Source organism: Tardiphaga sp. P9-11 (genome assembly GCF_008329525.1).
Taxonomy (GTDB): domain Bacteria; phylum Pseudomonadota; class Alphaproteobacteria; order Rhizobiales; family Xanthobacteraceae; genus Tardiphaga.
The window spans coordinates 290368-306625 of the sequence record NZ_NPKQ01000003.1; the positions used below are offsets into that span (position 1 = coordinate 290368).

Genomic DNA, 16258 nt, shown 5'->3' on the forward strand with positions numbered 1-16258 from the left:
TTCATGCGCGTGTCCTCTGTCGGCAATGGCTCTTTTATGTCGGCCGTAACCATCCCATATTCCGCCCATGGCGAAGAATCCAGACAATCCCAAGAAGCCCGCAAAATCCGCACGCACGAAGACCCCCGCCGCCAAGCCCGGCGCCGGCCGTCCCGACGTCAAACCAATCGGGCCTGCCCTGGCGGAACTGCTGAATCCCGCGATCAATCGCGGCGATGCCGGCATGGGCTCGGGCACCGGGCTGCAGCCGCCGCCGACCAATTCCTTCGAGCGCCGCTCCGGCGGCGAAGCTGCGGTGCATCGCGCGCGCAAATCGACCCCGAAGAAGTTCGAGGGCGACGATTTAGCAAGGTCTTCGGGCCCGCGCCCGACGCCGTTGCAGCCGTTCCCGCAGCCGGTGGTGGCGCCCTATGCGCCGCGGCTGAGCGAGCAGAAGGGTTTGGAGGAAACCCGGCAGGCCAATTACAACACCTCGGCCTCGATCCCGACGCTGGATCCGGAACTCGCCAAGCAGCTCGGCTTTACCACCGAGGAAGAAGACGCCGAGGCGATGACCGCGCGGCCGCCGCGCAACAAGATGGAAGCGCTTGGCGTGCAGGCCACAGCCGATGCGCTGGAAGCACTGGTGCGCGACGGTCGACCCGAGTTCAAGGACCAGAAGATCTGGACGCCGCACCGTCCGCCGCGCCCGGAGAAATCCGAAGGCGGCGTGGAGTTCGTCCTGAAGTCCGAATACGAGCCGAAGGGCGACCAGCCCACCGCCATCAAGGAACTGGTGGAAGGCATCGCGCGCAACGACCGCACCCAGGTGCTGCTCGGCGTCACCGGCTCCGGCAAGACCTACACCATGGCCAAGGTGATCGAGGCCACGCAACGCCCGGCGATCATCCTCGCCCCGAACAAGACGCTGGCCGCGCAGCTCTATGGCGAGTTCAAGAACTTCTTCCCCGACAACGCCGTCGAGTACTTCGTCAGCTATTACGACTACTACCAGCCGGAAGCCTACGTCCCGCGCACCGACACCTATATCGAGAAAGACTCGTCCATCAACGAGCAGATCGACCGCATGCGCCACTCGGCGACGCGCGCGCTGCTGGAGCGCGACGACGTCATCATCGTGGCGTCGGTATCGTGCATCTACGGTATCGGCTCGGTGGAAACCTACACCGCGATGACCTTCGCGCTGAAAAAGGACGAGCGCATCGACCAGCGCCAGCTGATCGCCGATCTCGTCGCCCTGCAATACAAGCGCACCCAACACGACTTCACCCGTGGCACCTTCCGCGTGCGCGGCGACGTCATCGACATCTTCCCGGCGCACTATGAAGACCGCGCCTGGCGCGTGAACCTGTTCGGCGACACCGTGGAGAGCATCGAGGAGTTCGATCCGCTCACCGGCCACAAGCAGGACGAGCTCGAATTCATCAAGATCTACGCCAATTCGCATTACGTGACGCCGCGGCCGACGCTGATCCAGGCGATGAAGTCGATCAAGGAAGAGCTGAAATGGCGGCTCGATCAGTTGCACAATCAGGGCCGCCTGCTCGAAGCCCAGCGCCTCGAACAGCGCACCACTTTCGATCTCGAAATGATGGAAGCCACGGGTTCGTGCGCCGGCATCGAGAACTATTCGCGCTATCTCACCGGCCGCCGGCCGGGTGAGCCGCCGCCGACTCTGTTCGAATATGTGCCCGACAATGCGCTGGTGTTCGCCGACGAGAGCCATGTCACGGTGCCGCAGATCGGCGGCATGTTCAAAGGCGACTTCCGCCGCAAGGCGACGCTGGCGGAATACGGCTTCCGCCTGCCCTCCTGCATGGACAACCGCCCGCTGCGCTTCGAGGAGTGGGACATGATGCGCCCGCAATCCGTCGCGGTGTCGGCGACGCCGTCGGGCTGGGAGCTGCAGGAATCCGGCGGCGTGTTCGTCGAGCAGGTCATTCGCCCGACCGGCCTGATCGACCCGCCGATCAATATCCGCCCGGCGCGCACCCAGGTCGACGATCTCTTGGGCGAGGTCCGCGCCACCGCGGCCCAGGGCTATCGCTCGCTGATCACCGTGCTGACCAAGCGCATGGCGGAAGACCTCACCGAGTTCCTGCATGAGCAGGGCATTCGCGTGCGCTACATGCACAGCGATATCGACACCATCGAGCGCATCGAGATCATCAGGGATCTTCGCCTCGGCGCCTTCGACGCGCTGGTTGGCATCAACCTGCTGCGCGAAGGCCTCGACATTCCCGAATGCGCGCTGGTCGCCGTGCTCGACGCCGACAAGGAAGGTTTTTTGCGCTCGGAGACGTCACTGATCCAGACCATCGGCCGCGCCGCGCGCAATGTCGACGGCCGCGTCATTCTCTATGCCGACCAGATGACCGGCTCGATGACGCGCGCCATCGCCGAGACCGATCGCCGCCGCGAGAAGCAGGTGGAATACAACACGCTGCACGGCATCACGCCGGAAAGCGTGAAGAAGTCGATCGGCGACATCATGAACTCGGTCTATGAAGGCGACCGCGTGCTGGTGGATATCGGCGGCGGCATGGCCGAGGATGCCATCACCATCGGGCACAATTTCGAAGCCGTGCTGGCCGATCTGGAAGTGCGGATGCGCGAGGCGGCGGCCGATCTGAACTTCGAGGAAGCCGCGCGCCTGCGCGACGAGGTCAAGCGCCTGCGCGCCACCGAACTCGCCGTGGTCGACGACCCCACCGTCAAGCAGCGCGGCGTGGCCGCGCGCGGCGGCGCCTACAAAGGCGAGAAGAAATATGGCGACGCGGCCAATCTCCCTGCGCGTCTCGACAAGGCCGCGCAGGGCAAGGCGCGCGGCAAATACGGCAAGAGTTCATCAGCAGGCGGCGCGTCGTCGAAAGTGCACAAGCCGGAGCTCGACGAGATGGGCATCGCCGGATGGCACGAAGTGAAGCCGGCCCGCGGCAAGGAAGTTCAGCGCCCGCGCAAGCCGACGCTGGACGAAATGGGTCCGGGCACCGAGAGCAAGATCTTCCAGCCGAAGAACAGCCGCGAGTCCGGGCCGGAGTTTGGGCCTGCGCCAAGATCAACCGGCGGCGCGCCGGGGCATCGGGGTGGGTGGAAGAAGCGGTAGGCAAGAAGGGAATGAGTCGCTGTAATCTATCCGCTGTGGCCAGATAATTCTCGGGATGGCAACAAAGTCCTTGAACGAATCGTTTTTTGTTTGGCACAACTAATACGTTCAGCAGATTGATGTCCCCGGGCTTCCTTTGAGCGTCGGAAAGATGTCCATCAGCCGGCCGGCCATCGGTGAACAACCGACGACCGGTCGACGGGGTGCCGCCAAAGGCGTGACACGATACGCCCGACGCGGTCCTGTGGAGCATCAGGCAGGCCTTATCTCTGAATTGGCCATAGCCCTCGATATTAGCTTTGATATCGAGTGTCGGGTGGTCGGTAGGCTTTATTTTCGGCTTCGCCTGGGAGACGCACGCGCTTCGCTTGCAATCGCTCCTAAAAAAGTAATCTGCCTTTAGGAGGACCGCATCGTGAAAACTAGCGCATGCAAAAACATGCCAGCCGCGTTGGCTGGCGCTTCACTACCGCAACTTTTCTCGCGGTGGTGCTGGTACCGTTGATTGATGTCCCCGGGCTTCCTTTGAGCGTCGGAAAGATGTCCATCAGCCGGCCGGCAATCGGTGAACAACCGACGACCGGTCGACGGGGTGCCGCCAAAGGCGTGACACGATACGCCCGACGCGGTCCTGTGGAGCATCAGTGAGCTTCAGAGGTAGGGCGAGGCAACCGACGTCGTCCACCAAGAGAGAGGTAGAGAAATGGGAAGCCTCTTCCAGAGAGCCACAGAGCGTTCATCCCTTAAGAATGCTTGGCATCGCATTCGAGCCAATGGACAAACCTCGGCAGCGAGCGAAACGCGCATTGCGATCGAAATGTTCGGCCGCGACTTAGATCGAAACATCAACAAAATACAAAAACGCTTGCGCGACGAAACGTTCGAGTTCGAACCGCAAAAAGGCGTGCTCAAGAACAAGACTAGTGGCGGCAAGCGCGGCATTGTAATGGCATCAGTGCAAAACCGCATCGTCGAGCGTGCTTGGCTAGACTGCCTACAAAGCAGCTCGGATTTTGTCCGGCGCGTAAACGATCAGCCGACAAGCGTCGGAGGCGTCCCTCATAGAAGCGTTCCGCATGGCCTCAAATTGATCCGCGACGCCTTCTCCGCTGGAAAGAAACATTTCATTCGATCTGATATTTCAGGATTCTTCGACAACATTTCCCGTCAGACTGTTCTTGAAAGGCTGAGCGAGGATATTGGCGATATTAAATTTCTAAAGACGTTAAGCGATGCGACAAAAGTCGTCCTCGCCAACGAGTCTGCGTTAGGAGAGAATCGCAAAGTATTTCCCACCGACGATCAAGGTGTCGCGCAAGGCTCGCCCTTGTCCCCGTTGTTTGGAAACATTCTTCTTTTCGACTTCGACATCAAATTCAACGAACGGGGAATAGCTTGCGTTCGCTTCATTGACGACTTTGTTCTGCTTGGCGAAAATGAGCATAGCGTTCAACAAGCGTTCAAGAGCGCGACGGCCAACCTGCGAGAGAATGGCCTCAAATGCCACGATCCATTTGCGAGTAATGTGAACCTCGAAAAGGCATCATTTGGGTCAGTTGAAAGCGGATTCGTATTTCTTGGATATGATATACGCCCAGGCCTATTTCAGCCTTCGCGACTCGCCCGCCAGAAACTGGCAGAGAAAATTGATAGCCACATACGTTCGGGACGTGAGACGATAAGCGAAGTAAAGAGAGCAGCGAATAGCTTTGAGGGCCGCCAAAGGTATGCGCAGACTCTTGTGTTATTGGATAAGGTAATTCGAGGCTGGAGAGACGCCTTTGCGTATTCGGACGCGCCGGCCACTATTGTAGACCTAGATCGCAAGATCGACAGTAAGCTTGACCAGTTCAGAAGTTGGTTCGCAGATCAAATGCGGGATCAGGACTGGAAAACAAAACGCCGTTTGGGAGGCGTGTGCTTGCTCGGCGACATTCAAAGTAAAAATCTAGACGACGTACCTTTTCAGCTCGAACTAGGCTCTCGTTTTTCCCGGTCAAAGAACACCATTACAATTTCAACAGATGGATCAATTTTCTCGGACGGCCCCCGGAAGGGCAAAGACCAAGGTCCGGGCGGATGGTCTTTTGTTGTTCACGATACGGGTGAGAAGAAAGCTGGGCGTGCCACGTCAGCAACGAATAACAGAATGGAGCTTCAGGCAGTCATTGAAGCTATTAGGTCAGTCGATCCAAAAAAATCGATAATTATTAGAACTGACTCTCAGTATGTCAGTGACACGGTCCGTCGTGATTCAACTATTAAGTCGAATTCCGACCTTTGGAAAGAATATCAAGAACTTGTTAGATCGAGACGCATTCGCGTCGATTGGGTGAAGGGGCACGCTGGCGACCCTTATAATGAAGAAGCCGACAGGTTAGCTCGCGAGCAGGCCAGAGCTGCTAGTCGAGAGAACATGAAAAGGTCTTCTTGACATCATTCCTATACGATTATATACTCCTTCTCGTCCTGTTCATGAGGGGCGCTTCTCGAGGGCGTCTTGAGAGTGGAACACGGATGCGGCGCCCGCGGACGTGCCTCGCAAGCACGGACTCGGGAGGTCGGGGGTCACCGTCCGGGCCCACTACGGGGCTCTGCCGCTAGCGTGCGGCTGGACTGGGACAGGTAGGCGCGGGAAATCCGCTACCGCCACGTCCCAGGAAGAACGGTCCTCCACCAGAAATCGCCGTGATGGAGCGCCGCAAGGCGTTGCGCTGCAGAAGGCGAGGCGTCGCAGCCGAGCCGGATGTGGCGACTGTACCCAAGGTGCGCCTTGCGGCGCTCCATTCCCCTCACTCTTCGAGGGGAAGACCACAGCTCACCTCGGGGCTTTCACCCGCGAGAACGAAGTCGCGTGGCTGTTTGACATTCGAATCGGAGAGACAAATGCGACGGTGCATGCGCGGGCCAATTGAACCGTTTCGGCGCCACGCCAACCAATCATGATGCGCGGCCATCACGCCGCATCGCGGTGGCAAGTGGCAATGACCGAGTGGCAGTTGGCGATGATCGAGATCAGTGCCCTCAAGAAGCGGCTCGACGACCTCACGCGCAATCACGGCAGAACCCGCAACTATCTGGTCGGGCTGACGTCAGGCATAGTGGCTGCGCTGGGGGCCTCGCTGTTCGAGCAATACGGCAGGACGGCCAGCAATATCTATACCCAGATTATCGTCTTCGTGATCGGCTTCTTCCTCGTCCGCCGCATCACGCGCTGGACGCTGACAGACTGACGCTCATTTTCTTGCCGGCGGCGCGACGTCGGCGACCTGGCCGCTGCGCTTCAGGGCTTCGGCAACGAAGCCCGACGCCTTCATCTCCTCGACGAAGGCGGCGAGATAGACAACGCCAGCCGTGCGCGGCTTGTCGGCGATGCGCGGCATGGCCATCGCCTGCTGGATCTCCTGAAAGTAGCCGGACATCACGCGCATCTCCGGATGGTCCTTGGCATAGGCATCAAGCTGCTGGCGCACGCCGGCGGCAGCATCGAGCTTCTCGTCGAGAAACTTCTTGATCATCGCGCTTCCGCCGCCGGCGTCGGCGCGCAGCACGGTGGCGTGCTTGATGGTGCGGGTGAGATAGAGATCGTAGGCCGAGCCGAGGCCAACCGCCATTCTGACGCCGTCCTTGTCGACATCATCGACAGTATTCAGCGGCGAATTCACGGGCACCATGTAGGTGCCCTCGATGATCACATAGGGCGCGGTGAAGATGATCTCCTGCGCGCGCGCCGGCTCGATGGCGATGAAGCCGACATCCCAGGCGCCGGCCTTGGCGCCTTCGAACACCTTGCCGGCCGCTTCATAGGGCACGTAGGTCACAGCGACGCCGAGGCGCCTGGCGAGTTCGGCAGCGAGATCCGCCGAGACGCCGCGCGGCGCGCCGTCCAATTTGTTGGGGTCGCCCTTCTGGGCCAGGACACTGTTGCCGTAATTGATCGCGGCGCGGAGTTTGCCGGTCGGCGCGAGGTCGCGCAGCACTTCAGGGGACGGCGCGGGCTGGGCGAAGGCCGGGAGCGCAGCGGTCATGAACAGCACCATCCATCGTAAAACACGCATCGCAGACTCCCCGGTTTTGCCGGGACAATGCCCCCAAACCCGCTGCGCAACAATCGGTGACCCGGGCGTCAACGACAGCGTGATCCGCCCGGCGCGGCCGGCCTGCGTTCGGCAGGCGGACGGGATGGCTGATATGCCCGGCCGGGAATGCCTGTTATCGCACTGCGCGACCGTCTACACTGGTGTCCGTTGGCGCAATGGGTGGCTTGAGGTGTTCGACGGTTTCTACAAATGTGACTACCGGGCGGGCGACGTGGCCGGCCGCAGCGTCATGTATTGCAAGGACGGCCGCATGCTGGGCGGCAACACTGCCTTCGCCCATGTCGGCACCTATGAAGAGGCCGACGACGGCATCCATGCGGTGATCCACGGCCAGCGCCATCATATCGGCTCGCAGTTTCGCACGCTCTATGGCGACGACGACGGCGCGATCCGCGTCCGCGGCATCCACGACGGCAAGAACTACAGGTTCACTGGCGGCGACGCCCAAGGCAAGGGGCCGGCCTTCGAGTCCGTGATGACGCGACTCGACGAAGAGGACTTCCCGGACACCGGCACGGTGAGCGATGGCGGCATCGCCAACGGCCTGTATTCGCTGCACATGAAAACCCTCGACGGCGTCGAGCACGAGCTGACCGGCGTGATGCTGTTGTTCGACGGCCGCATCCTGGGCGGCGACGCCCGCTTCTATTATCTCGGCGCCTATGGCTCGGCCGACGGCCGCTGGAAGGGCGAGATCGTCAATCAGGAACACACGCCTTCAGCCGGCGGGAGTTCGCTGTTCGCCGGCTATGAAGTGGGAATCGGCTTTTCCGGCAGTTGCAGCGAGGGCTGCGCGGCATTCGAAGCCACCGCCCTCGCCGGCAAGCGCAGCCTGCGCCTCAAGGCTGACCTATCGCTGCTGCACAAGGCCTGACCGCGCAGCGCGTGGTTGTTAGTCAAATCGCGCTTGCGACGTGCGTTTGGTCGCCACCGCGCTCGCCGGAACGGGCGCTGCGGCGTTGCCCCAGGTGTTGCGGATGTAAGTGAGCACGGCCGCGACCTGATCGTCCTTCAGACGCCAGTCGAAGGATGGCATCGCAGGCGCCGTCGGCGCGCCGGCCGTCGATGCCGCACGCGCGCCATTGAGTACAACATGCGCCAGTGTGGTCGGATCATTGGACTGCACCAGCGCACTGCCGGCGAGCTTCGGGAACAAATGTAGTTCGCCGGAGCCATTGTCCTTGTGGCAGGCGGCGCAGCTATCCTTGTAGACCGCCTCGCCGACGCGCATCACCTTGTCGCTGGCTGCGACCGGCGTCGGTTTCGCGCCGTCGCTCGGCACGCCGCTGTCCTTCAGATAGGTCGCGATCGCCGCAAGATCCTCGTCGGTCATCTGCGAGGTCGAATGCGTGACCGCTTCCGACATCGGGCCGGAGGCCAGCGTATACTGGTTGGCGCCGGTCTTCAGATAGGCAACGAGATCGTCCTTCGACCAGCCGCCGATGCCGTTATGCGTATTGGCCGTGATGTTCGGTGCAAACCAGCCCTGCAGCGTGGCGCCGGCAAGCGGCGTCGCGGTCTTGTCGCCGCCGAGCGCCGTCTTCGGTGTATGGCACGTGCCGCAATGCGCCGGGCCTTCGACGAGATAGGCGCCGCGATTCCACTCGGCGGATTTCTGCGGATTGGGCTGGAAGCGGCCGGGCGTGAAATTCAGCCAGTTCCAGAACGCCATCGCCAGGCGGATGTTGAACGGGAACGGCAGCTGGTTGGATTCGACGGCGTTGTTCACCGGCTGGATCGTCTTGAAGTAGGACCGCATCGCCAGGATGTCGTCGCGCGACATCCTTGTATAGGCCGGGTACGGCATCGCCGGATACAGCCGCTTGCCGTTGCGGCCACGGCCGTCATGCAGCGCGGCGACGAATTCGTCATCGGTCATATTGCCGATGCCGGTGTCGCGATCCGGCGTGATGTTCGGCGCAACAAGCTTGCCGAACGGCGTATCGAGCGCGAGACCACCGGCGAAAGGCTGACCGCCTTGCGCGGTATGACAGCCGGCGCAATCGCCCAGCACGGACAGATAGCGCCCCTTCTCGACACGATCAAAACTCTGCGGATCCTGCGCCGATGCGACAGACATCAGCGACAGCAAAAGGACGGCAGCGGAGGCGAGAGACTGTTTCATCACTCTTTCCTCAAACCAGCGGGCCGGGATTTTTCAGATAGCGATCCTTGATCGCGTCTGCCGTCCAGTAGGCGAGCGCACCGACAGTGCCGGTGGGATTGTAGCCGTGGTTCTGCGGAAACACCGAGGCGCCGCCGGGCACGAAGACGTTGGGCACGTCCCAGCTCTGGCAATAGCGATTGACCACCGAGGTCTCGGGATCGGAGCCCATCACGGTGCCGCCGGTGTTGTGCGTGGTCTGGTAGATCGTGCTGTTCCACGGCCCCTTGCGCGGGCTGGCGGTCATCTCCACCGGATCCAATGCCCGAGCGATTTCAGCCAGACGGTCGGTGAGAAACTGCGACATCTTGATTTCGTTGTCCTTGAAATCGAAGGTCATGCGCATCAGCGGCCGCCCGAAGCGATCCTTGAAGGTCGGATCGAGGTCGAGGTAGCAGTCGCGGTAGCTGTAGGACGAGCCGTGGGTGGAAATGCCAAAACCGCTCGAATAGGTCTCCGCGGTGGCTTTCTTCCACTCGGCGCCCCAACGCGGCGTGCCCTTCGGCACCGGCCGCGTCGTGATCGGACGTGCGCCGGTCTGGCCCGAGCCCATATAGCCGCCGCCGAAGAAGCCGAGATCCTTGTGATCGAAATTATCGCCGTTGAACTCGTCGATCATCATGCCGCCGGAGCCGGTGGCGATGAAAGAATTGAGGATCTTGTCCTTCAGGATCATCGAGACGCCTGAGGTCGTCTGATAGGCATAGTTGCGCCCGACAACGCCCTTGCCGCTCACCGGATCGTAGGGCTTGCCGATTCCCGACAGCAGCATGAGACGGACGTTGAACAGCGAGAACGCGCAGACCAGCACGATATCGGCGGGCTGCTCCCACTCCTCACCCGACGTATCGACATAAGTGACGCCGGTGGCACGCTTGCCAGTCGAATCCAGATTGATCCTGGTAACTTCTGAATCGGTCTGAGCGGTGAAGTTCGGCAAACGCATCAGAGCCGGCAGCACGCAGGTCTGCGCACTTGCCTTGGCATAGTTGCCACATCCGAAGCGCTCGCAGAAACCGCAATAGGTGCACTGCCCCATCCGGATGCCCAGCGGATTGGTGTAAGCCTCGCTGATATTGCCGGATGGCCGCGGGAACGGCGAATAACCCAGTTTCTTCGCAGCCTCGGCAAATAGCGCGGAGCCGTAGTTCTGCTTCAGCGGCGGCGTCGGATATTCCGATGAACGCCAGCCTTCGAACGGATTACCGCCGGCCTGCTTGACGCCCTTGAGATTGCCGGCCTTGCCGGAAATTCCGGCGAGCTTCTCGAAGCGATCATAATACGGTTCGAGTTCATCATAAGTGACGGGCCAGTCCTGGATCGTCATATCGGCGGGGATCTTGTCGGCGCCGTAGCGCTCCGACAGATGCGTGCGCAGGTTGAAGTCGTTCGGCAGGAAGCGCCAGGTCTGGCCGTTCCAGTGCACGCCTGCACCGCCGACGCCATTGCCTGGCAGAAAGCCGGAGAATCGGCGAATCGGCTGCGCGGTCTGGCTCATGTTGTTGCGGACCGTCAGCGTTTCCTGATCGGGCCTCAGGAACAGGTCGAGACGGACGCCATAGCGTAATTCGTCCTGCGCATAACCCGGCGGAAAATCGGTCGCCGTATCGCGCCACGGACCGCGTTCGACCGCCACGACGTCGAGACCCTGCTTGGCCATTTCATAAGCGAGGATTGATCCGGTCCATCCGAGACCGACGATGACGACGTCTTTGCGGGGAAGTTTACGTGCCATCTCTTAGTCTTTCACTGTCCAGTCGGAGCGGCCCATAATGCTGACCGGCGGCAGCGGGTACTTCTCGTTGTGACGATCAACCCAATCGCGATAATCGTAACGCGCGCCGGGAAAACCGAGCAGCTTCCAGCCCGCCATGTCGCGATTGCCGCCATAGATCGGATCGGCGAAGAAGCCTTCCTGCGTGCCCGACAGCATCAGCGTAAAGAAACTCGCGCTGTTCACGCCCTTCAGCGCGATCGATCCCTTCTCAAGGCCAGACAACACCTTGTCCTGATCGACTGGTGTAAGATCGCGAAATACTTTTCCTGAAAAGTTCGACTTGATGTAGTCGGCAAGCGCCGCGAGGCCGGTTCGATAGCGTGCGGCAGGTTGTTCGGGTGATTGATAGCCAAACGTGGCCGGCGCATTCGGCATGAACGGCGGGCGCAAATAGAGGCCGGCGCCAGTGCCATACGGACCAGCCAGTTGCCGATCGAGGTAGACGGCACAGCCGGCCTCCTTGCCTCCGGGGCCACGATCATCGGGAGGAATCAAGCGATCGACGATGGCCTCTATCGAGGCGGCCTCGTCAGCGTTGAAGAATATCCATGGTCCCGGGCGCACCGGTATCGGAGGGGTAGCAGTTCCCGCCTCCCATGGCATCGCGCCAGAGAATGTCCGAGCCCGAGCCGCAGTTGCGCCAGAAACGAGTAGAGCCGCCGTCGATACAAGCAGCGAGCGCCGGGATAGCAACGTGCCCCGGGAACGGTCGATCATCGCGTGAGCCCCGAATTATAATAAGTCTAATTCTAGACCATGCGTATCAGTCGCGGACAATGATCAACTACTCACTTCATCGGGATGCTGCATTGCGTTCACGCACATGCGGACATCATGCGAAATTAATAATCAAACTTTGCATGTGCGTGATGGTTTACTCAACTACTGCGCGGGGCGGCCCTCCGCTCGACGGGACGAATGTCGATCGCCCGCAACCGTCCCATCCGCAGCACATCGATCTCGATCGCGCGATCGATACGGTCGCGATCCAGAATACGAATGAGATCGTCGACGCCATTCACGGGTACGTGATCGAGCGCGATCACAACATCGCCGGGCAGCAGACCAGCTTTCGCCGCGGGACCGTCGGGATCGATCTGGTCCAGCAGTGCGCCCATGGTGTTTTCGATACCGGCAAGCACCGCATGGCGACGCGGGATCGGCGCAGTCTGACCGGACACGCCGATGAAGGCGCGGCGGACATAGCCGTGACGGATAATCTCCGACAGCACGAATTGCGCGGTGTTGCTGGCGACCGCAAAGCAGATGCCCTGCGCGCCCTGGATGATGGCGGTGTTGATGCCGATGACTTCGCCGCGCGACGACACCAGGGCGCCGCCGGAATTGCCGGGATTGAGCGCGGCATCGGTCTGGATCACGTCCTCGATGTTGCGCCCGCTCACCGAGCGGATCGAGCGGCCGAGCGCCGAGACGACACCGGCGGTGACGGTGGATTCGAAGCCGAGCGGATTGCCGATGGCAACCACGAGCTGGCCGCGCTTCAGGTTCTTGGAATTGCCGAGACCCGCATAACGCAATTCGCGTGCGCCATCGGCCCGCAGCAAAGCGAGATCCGTATCGGGGTCGGCGCCCAGCACGCGCGCCTCGGTGACAACACCTTCGGTGTCGCGCAAGCGAATGTGCTTTGAATTGCCGACGACATGGCTGTTGGTCAGCACGAGGCCGTCGGGCGAGATGACGATGCCGGAGCCCAGCCCGCCGCGCTCGCGCGCATTGGGCGTCCTGGCGCCGATCTCAACGCGCACGACCGCGGGGCCGACGCGCTCGGTGACGCCGATGACGGCGTTGGAATAGGCATCGAGCAGCGCCGCATCGTTCGGCGCTGCAGCAACGACAGGTGTCGCGGAATCGTCATCGAAGGGGTGTGCGGTGATATCAAGCATGGCGGTGCTTCCTTTACGCTTTAAATGGCCCCGGCGCGCACCACCGCAAGTGCAACATGCGCGAGCGACATGGCCGGGCTGCGCCGCGCTTTAACCGTAGGTCTGTTCAAAGCGTGACTTTACGCCGCAGCTCAGCGCACCTATGTTTTGCGCGCGGCTGTCGATGGTGATGAGCGCTTTTCAAGGGACGAACCCACGATGGCCAAACAACCCTGGTATCGCGTTCTCTATATCCAGGTGCTGATCGCCATCGCGATCGGCGTCACCGTTGGCTACTTCTATCCGGATGCCGGCAAAGCATTGAAGCCGCTTGGCGATGGATTCATCGCGCTGATCAAGATGATGATCGCGCCGGCGATCTTCTGCACTGTAGTGCATGGGATTGCCTCGATCGGCGACATGAGCAAGGTCGGCCGCATCGGCGGTAAGACGCTGCTGTATTTCGAGACAGTTTCCACCGTGGCACTACTGATCGGCCTCCTGGTCGGCCACTTCCTGCAGCCCGGTGCCGGCTTCAACATCGATCCGGCTACACTCGATGCGAAATCCGTCGCCAGCTATGTGAGCCGCGCCAAGGAGGAGAGCTTCGTCGGCCATCTGATGGCAATTATTCCGACGTCCTATTTCGACTCGCTGGCAAAGGGCGATCTGCTGCAAGTGCTGCTGGTCGCGATCCTTTCGGGCTTCGCGATCTCGCATATGGGCAAGCCCGGCGAGAAGATCGCCGAAGGCATCGATCTTGCCGGCAAGATGTTCTTCCGCATCATCGGCATGATCGTGCAGCTGGCACCGATCGGCGCCTTCGGCGCCATGGCCTTTACTATCGGCTCGTTCGGCCTCGGCGCCCTCGTCAATCTCGGCTATCTGATCTTCACCTTCTATCTCGCGTCGCTGCTGTTCGTGCTGCTGGTGCTCGGCGGCATCGCGCGCGCCTTCGGCTTCTCGATCCTGCGCTTTATCGGCTATATCAAGGACGAGCTGCTGATCGTGCTCGGTACCAGTTCATCCGAGACTGTGTTGCCGCGCATGATCACCAAGATGGAAGCCTTGGGCGCATCGAAGCCTGTGGTCGGTCTCGTGATCCCGACCGGTTACAGCTTCAATCTCGACGGCACCAATATTTATATGACGCTGGCTACGCTGTTCCTGGCGCAAGCCACCAACACGCATCTCACCATCGGGCAGATGGCGACCGTGCTGGCCGTCGCGATGCTGACCTCGAAGGGCGCATCGGGCGTCACCGGCGCCGGCTTCGTGACGCTGGCTGCGACGCTGTCGATCATCCCCGATATTCCGATCACGGCACTGGCAATAATCGTTGGCATCGACAAGTTCATGAGCGAATGCCGCGCGCTCACCAACCTGATCGGCAATGGCGTGGCCACCATCGTCATCAGCCGTTGGGAAGGCGAACTCGATCGCCATCAACTCCACGAGGCGCTGCTGCATCCAATCGATTTTGGCGAAGAGATGGAGCGTCGGCCGCTGGAAGAACTGCCGGAAAAATCGGCCGCCTGATCATCCTGTCTAGGGCATACGATCCGGCATCAACGACGCCACCGCCTCTGCGCTGGCGTCCGCACCTGACAGCAACAGATACTGCCCGTTCTGTAACGTCGCGGCGCTCCCCACGACGACGGCCCGTTTCGGGCAAATGCCAAGGCAACTCGTCAGCACCACGCGTGGACCTTTCACGTCCTGCTTCGCGCTGCGGCGTTTCAAGTCCGACTTGAGCGATTTGCGCAGCGCCTTGCCATCATCAATGCGACCAAGGCATTTCTTGCAGACGAGAACGGGCGACGCGCGACGCAAGAGCGCGGCGACGACGGGTTTACTGGCCATTCCTCTTATATAGAAACCACCCGCTGCATGCGATCACCCCGAACGGCGGTTGCTGGTGTTCTGCGTGAGATTGCCGTGCGCTCCCTGCTCGCGAATATTGTGCTTCTCGTCGTCGCGATGACCCTTGGTGTTATCGAGCGTGACCTTCGGCGCGCTGCCGGGTCCCTTGTCACTGCAGTTATTTTCGGGAACGGGCTGGATGTGCTTGGTCATCGGGAATCTCCCCTTGCAGGTGGAGAGCAACGCAGCCACCCAAACTGCGTTCCTTAACCAGGCTCCGGCACATGAAATCGCCGCCCGCCATTGAACCTTCTGGCGCCGTTATTTGACGCATAAAATGTTGAGTGGGGGCGCTGCATGAAAATCGCGTTGCTGATCTTGCTGGGTCTGGTTTTGGGGTTGCTCGGCGGAGCGGCTTTGGGGATCGGCGCCGGCGTTGCCTGGGTCGAATTGTTCAAGACCAGCAATTTCGAGGGCTATAGCGCCATGCTGGTGTTTTTCACCTTCATGCCCATTGGCGCACTCCTCGGCGCTGTCGGCGGGGCCCTCATGTTCGGCGTCATGGCTGCCCGTAATGGCGATGTCGCCATGGAACCGCTCCCCGTGCAGGACCACGAGCAGACATACCGGTAAGGTTATGCCGACGCCGCAATGCAGCTTAACGTTTTGGTGAGCAGCTCCTCACCACGAACATTTGTGCAATGCAAAATAATCCATTGAGTTTTAGCGAAATTATATTACTTCAGGGCTCAAGCAATTTGTGCAGACCGCCCGGGCGACGTTGCCCCGGCGCGCAAGTGTTTCAGCCATTTTCAGGACGATCCCAATGACAGAGCATAGCCTCTGGCGTTTTTCGCGCGCGTTGCATCGCGCCATCAACGAACGCCAGCTCGACGACCTCGCTGACATCATCGACGACAATATCGAATGGGCGGTCTACGGCCCGATCGACATGTTTCCGTTTCTGGGCGCGCGCCACGGCAAGACTGCCGTGCTCGATGTCTGCAAGCAGATCGCGGACAATGTGCGGGTGCATCGCTTCGAGCGCGAGTCGATGATCCTAGGCGACAACTCCGGTTCGGCGATGATGCGGTTCTCACTGACCGCATTGGACTCGAACCGTCCCATCAGCCTGCGGCTGGCACAGTTCGCACAGTTCAAGGGTGGCCGCCTGGTCAGCATGCGCGTGGTCGTCGATACATTCGATCTCGTCGAGCAAGCATTGGGCCGGCCTATCCATTTGCCCAAGATTGCGTGATTAACGTCGGCGATCACATATCGCCGGTCACTCCCCAACGGAATGCTGCGACGCCACAATTCCGCCGACCCTGATGGTATTATCTGCCAATCGATACGCGATCTTGC

At 60.8% G+C, this 16258-nt stretch carries 14 protein-coding genes; 7 read left to right on the forward strand and 7 right to left on the reverse strand.

Going from position 1 to position 16258, the window contains the following annotated elements; genetic code table 11:
- Nucleotides 1–67: 67 nt before the first annotated feature.
- The 3 genes from uvrB (at nt 68) to CIW50_RS14050 (ending at nt 6339) form a co-directional block, all read left to right on the forward strand.
- On the forward strand, nt 68–3106 hold the full coding sequence (gene uvrB / locus CIW50_RS14040) for an excinuclease ABC subunit UvrB (RefSeq protein WP_149531855.1): 3039 nt from the start codon (nt 68–70) through the stop codon (nt 3104–3106).
- Nucleotides 3107–3809: 703 nt separating this feature from the next.
- Nucleotides 3810–5540 carry an RNase H family protein gene (locus CIW50_RS14045; RefSeq protein WP_149531856.1) on the forward strand — a complete coding sequence of 577 codons (1731 nt, stop codon included), beginning with the start codon at nt 3810–3812 and terminating at the stop codon, nt 5538–5540.
- A 550-nt stretch (nt 5541–6090) separates the two neighbouring features.
- The gene (locus CIW50_RS14050; protein ID WP_149531857.1) at nt 6091–6339 is read left to right on the forward strand and encodes a hypothetical protein; all 249 of its coding nucleotides are present in this window, start codon (nt 6091–6093) and stop codon (nt 6337–6339) included.
- Between the two features lie 3 nt (nt 6340–6342).
- Here CIW50_RS14050 and CIW50_RS14055 read toward each other — a convergent pair whose 3' ends face one another.
- Nucleotides 6343–7134: a transporter substrate-binding domain-containing protein gene (locus CIW50_RS14055; protein WP_246664270.1), complete on the reverse strand. Its 792-nt coding sequence runs from the start codon at nt 7132–7134 to the stop codon at nt 6343–6345.
- Here CIW50_RS14055 and CIW50_RS14060 point away from each other — a divergent pair.
- Entirely contained in the window at nt 7133–8080 is a 948-nt protein-coding gene (locus CIW50_RS14060) for a hypothetical protein (protein ID WP_246664271.1), read from the forward strand. The two genes, CIW50_RS14055 and CIW50_RS14060, sit on opposite strands and share 2 nt — an antisense overlap.
- Before the next feature lie 18 nt (nt 8081–8098).
- On the opposite strand, the gene CIW50_RS14065 is transcribed toward CIW50_RS14060, so the two are convergent.
- From CIW50_RS14065 to CIW50_RS14080, 4 genes are all read right to left on the reverse strand, one after another.
- The gene (locus tag CIW50_RS14065; RefSeq protein ID WP_149531859.1) at nt 8099–9331 is read right to left on the reverse strand and encodes a c-type cytochrome; all 1233 of its coding nucleotides are present in this window, start codon (nt 9329–9331) and stop codon (nt 8099–8101) included.
- 10 nt (nt 9332–9341) lie between these two features.
- Entirely contained in the window at nt 9342–11105 is a 1764-nt protein-coding gene (locus CIW50_RS14070) for a GMC family oxidoreductase (RefSeq protein ID WP_149531860.1), read from the reverse strand.
- Between the two features lie 3 nt (nt 11106–11108).
- Complete coding sequence (locus CIW50_RS14075) at nt 11109–11711, reverse strand: gluconate 2-dehydrogenase subunit 3 family protein (RefSeq protein WP_246664272.1); 603 nt, start codon at nt 11709–11711, stop codon at nt 11109–11111.
- 314 nt (nt 11712–12025) lie between these two features.
- A complete protein-coding gene (locus CIW50_RS14080; RefSeq protein ID WP_149531862.1) occupies nt 12026–13051 on the reverse strand; it encodes a S1C family serine protease in 1026 nt (341 codons plus the stop codon).
- 198 nt (nt 13052–13249) lie between these two features.
- Here CIW50_RS14080 and CIW50_RS14085 point away from each other — a divergent pair, with 198 nt between their 5' ends.
- Nucleotides 13250–14569, forward strand: coding sequence for a dicarboxylate/amino acid:cation symporter (locus CIW50_RS14085; RefSeq protein WP_149531863.1), 1320 nt, complete (start codon nt 13250–13252; stop codon nt 14567–14569).
- A 9-nt stretch (nt 14570–14578) separates the two neighbouring features.
- Here the strand turns inward: CIW50_RS14085 and CIW50_RS14090 are convergent, their stop codons facing one another.
- Together CIW50_RS14090 and CIW50_RS14095 are read right to left on the reverse strand one after the other, a co-directional pair.
- A complete protein-coding gene (locus CIW50_RS14090; RefSeq protein WP_149531864.1) occupies nt 14579–14893 on the reverse strand; it encodes a (2Fe-2S) ferredoxin domain-containing protein in 315 nt (104 codons plus the stop codon).
- A gap of 33 nt (nt 14894–14926) precedes the next feature.
- The gene (locus CIW50_RS14095; protein WP_068731175.1) at nt 14927–15106 is read right to left on the reverse strand and encodes a hypothetical protein; all 180 of its coding nucleotides are present in this window, start codon (nt 15104–15106) and stop codon (nt 14927–14929) included.
- Nucleotides 15107–15250: 144 nt separating this feature from the next.
- Between CIW50_RS14095 and CIW50_RS14100 the strand changes: the two genes are divergently transcribed.
- Nucleotides 15251–15526 carry a hypothetical protein gene (locus tag CIW50_RS14100; protein WP_149531865.1) on the forward strand — a complete coding sequence of 92 codons (276 nt, stop codon included), beginning with the start codon at nt 15251–15253 and terminating at the stop codon, nt 15524–15526.
- Between the two features lie 193 nt (nt 15527–15719).
- On the forward strand, nt 15720–16151 hold the full coding sequence (locus tag CIW50_RS14105; RefSeq protein WP_149531866.1) for a nuclear transport factor 2 family protein: 432 nt from the start codon (nt 15720–15722) through the stop codon (nt 16149–16151).
- The last annotated feature ends 107 nt before the right edge of the window (nt 16152–16258 follow it).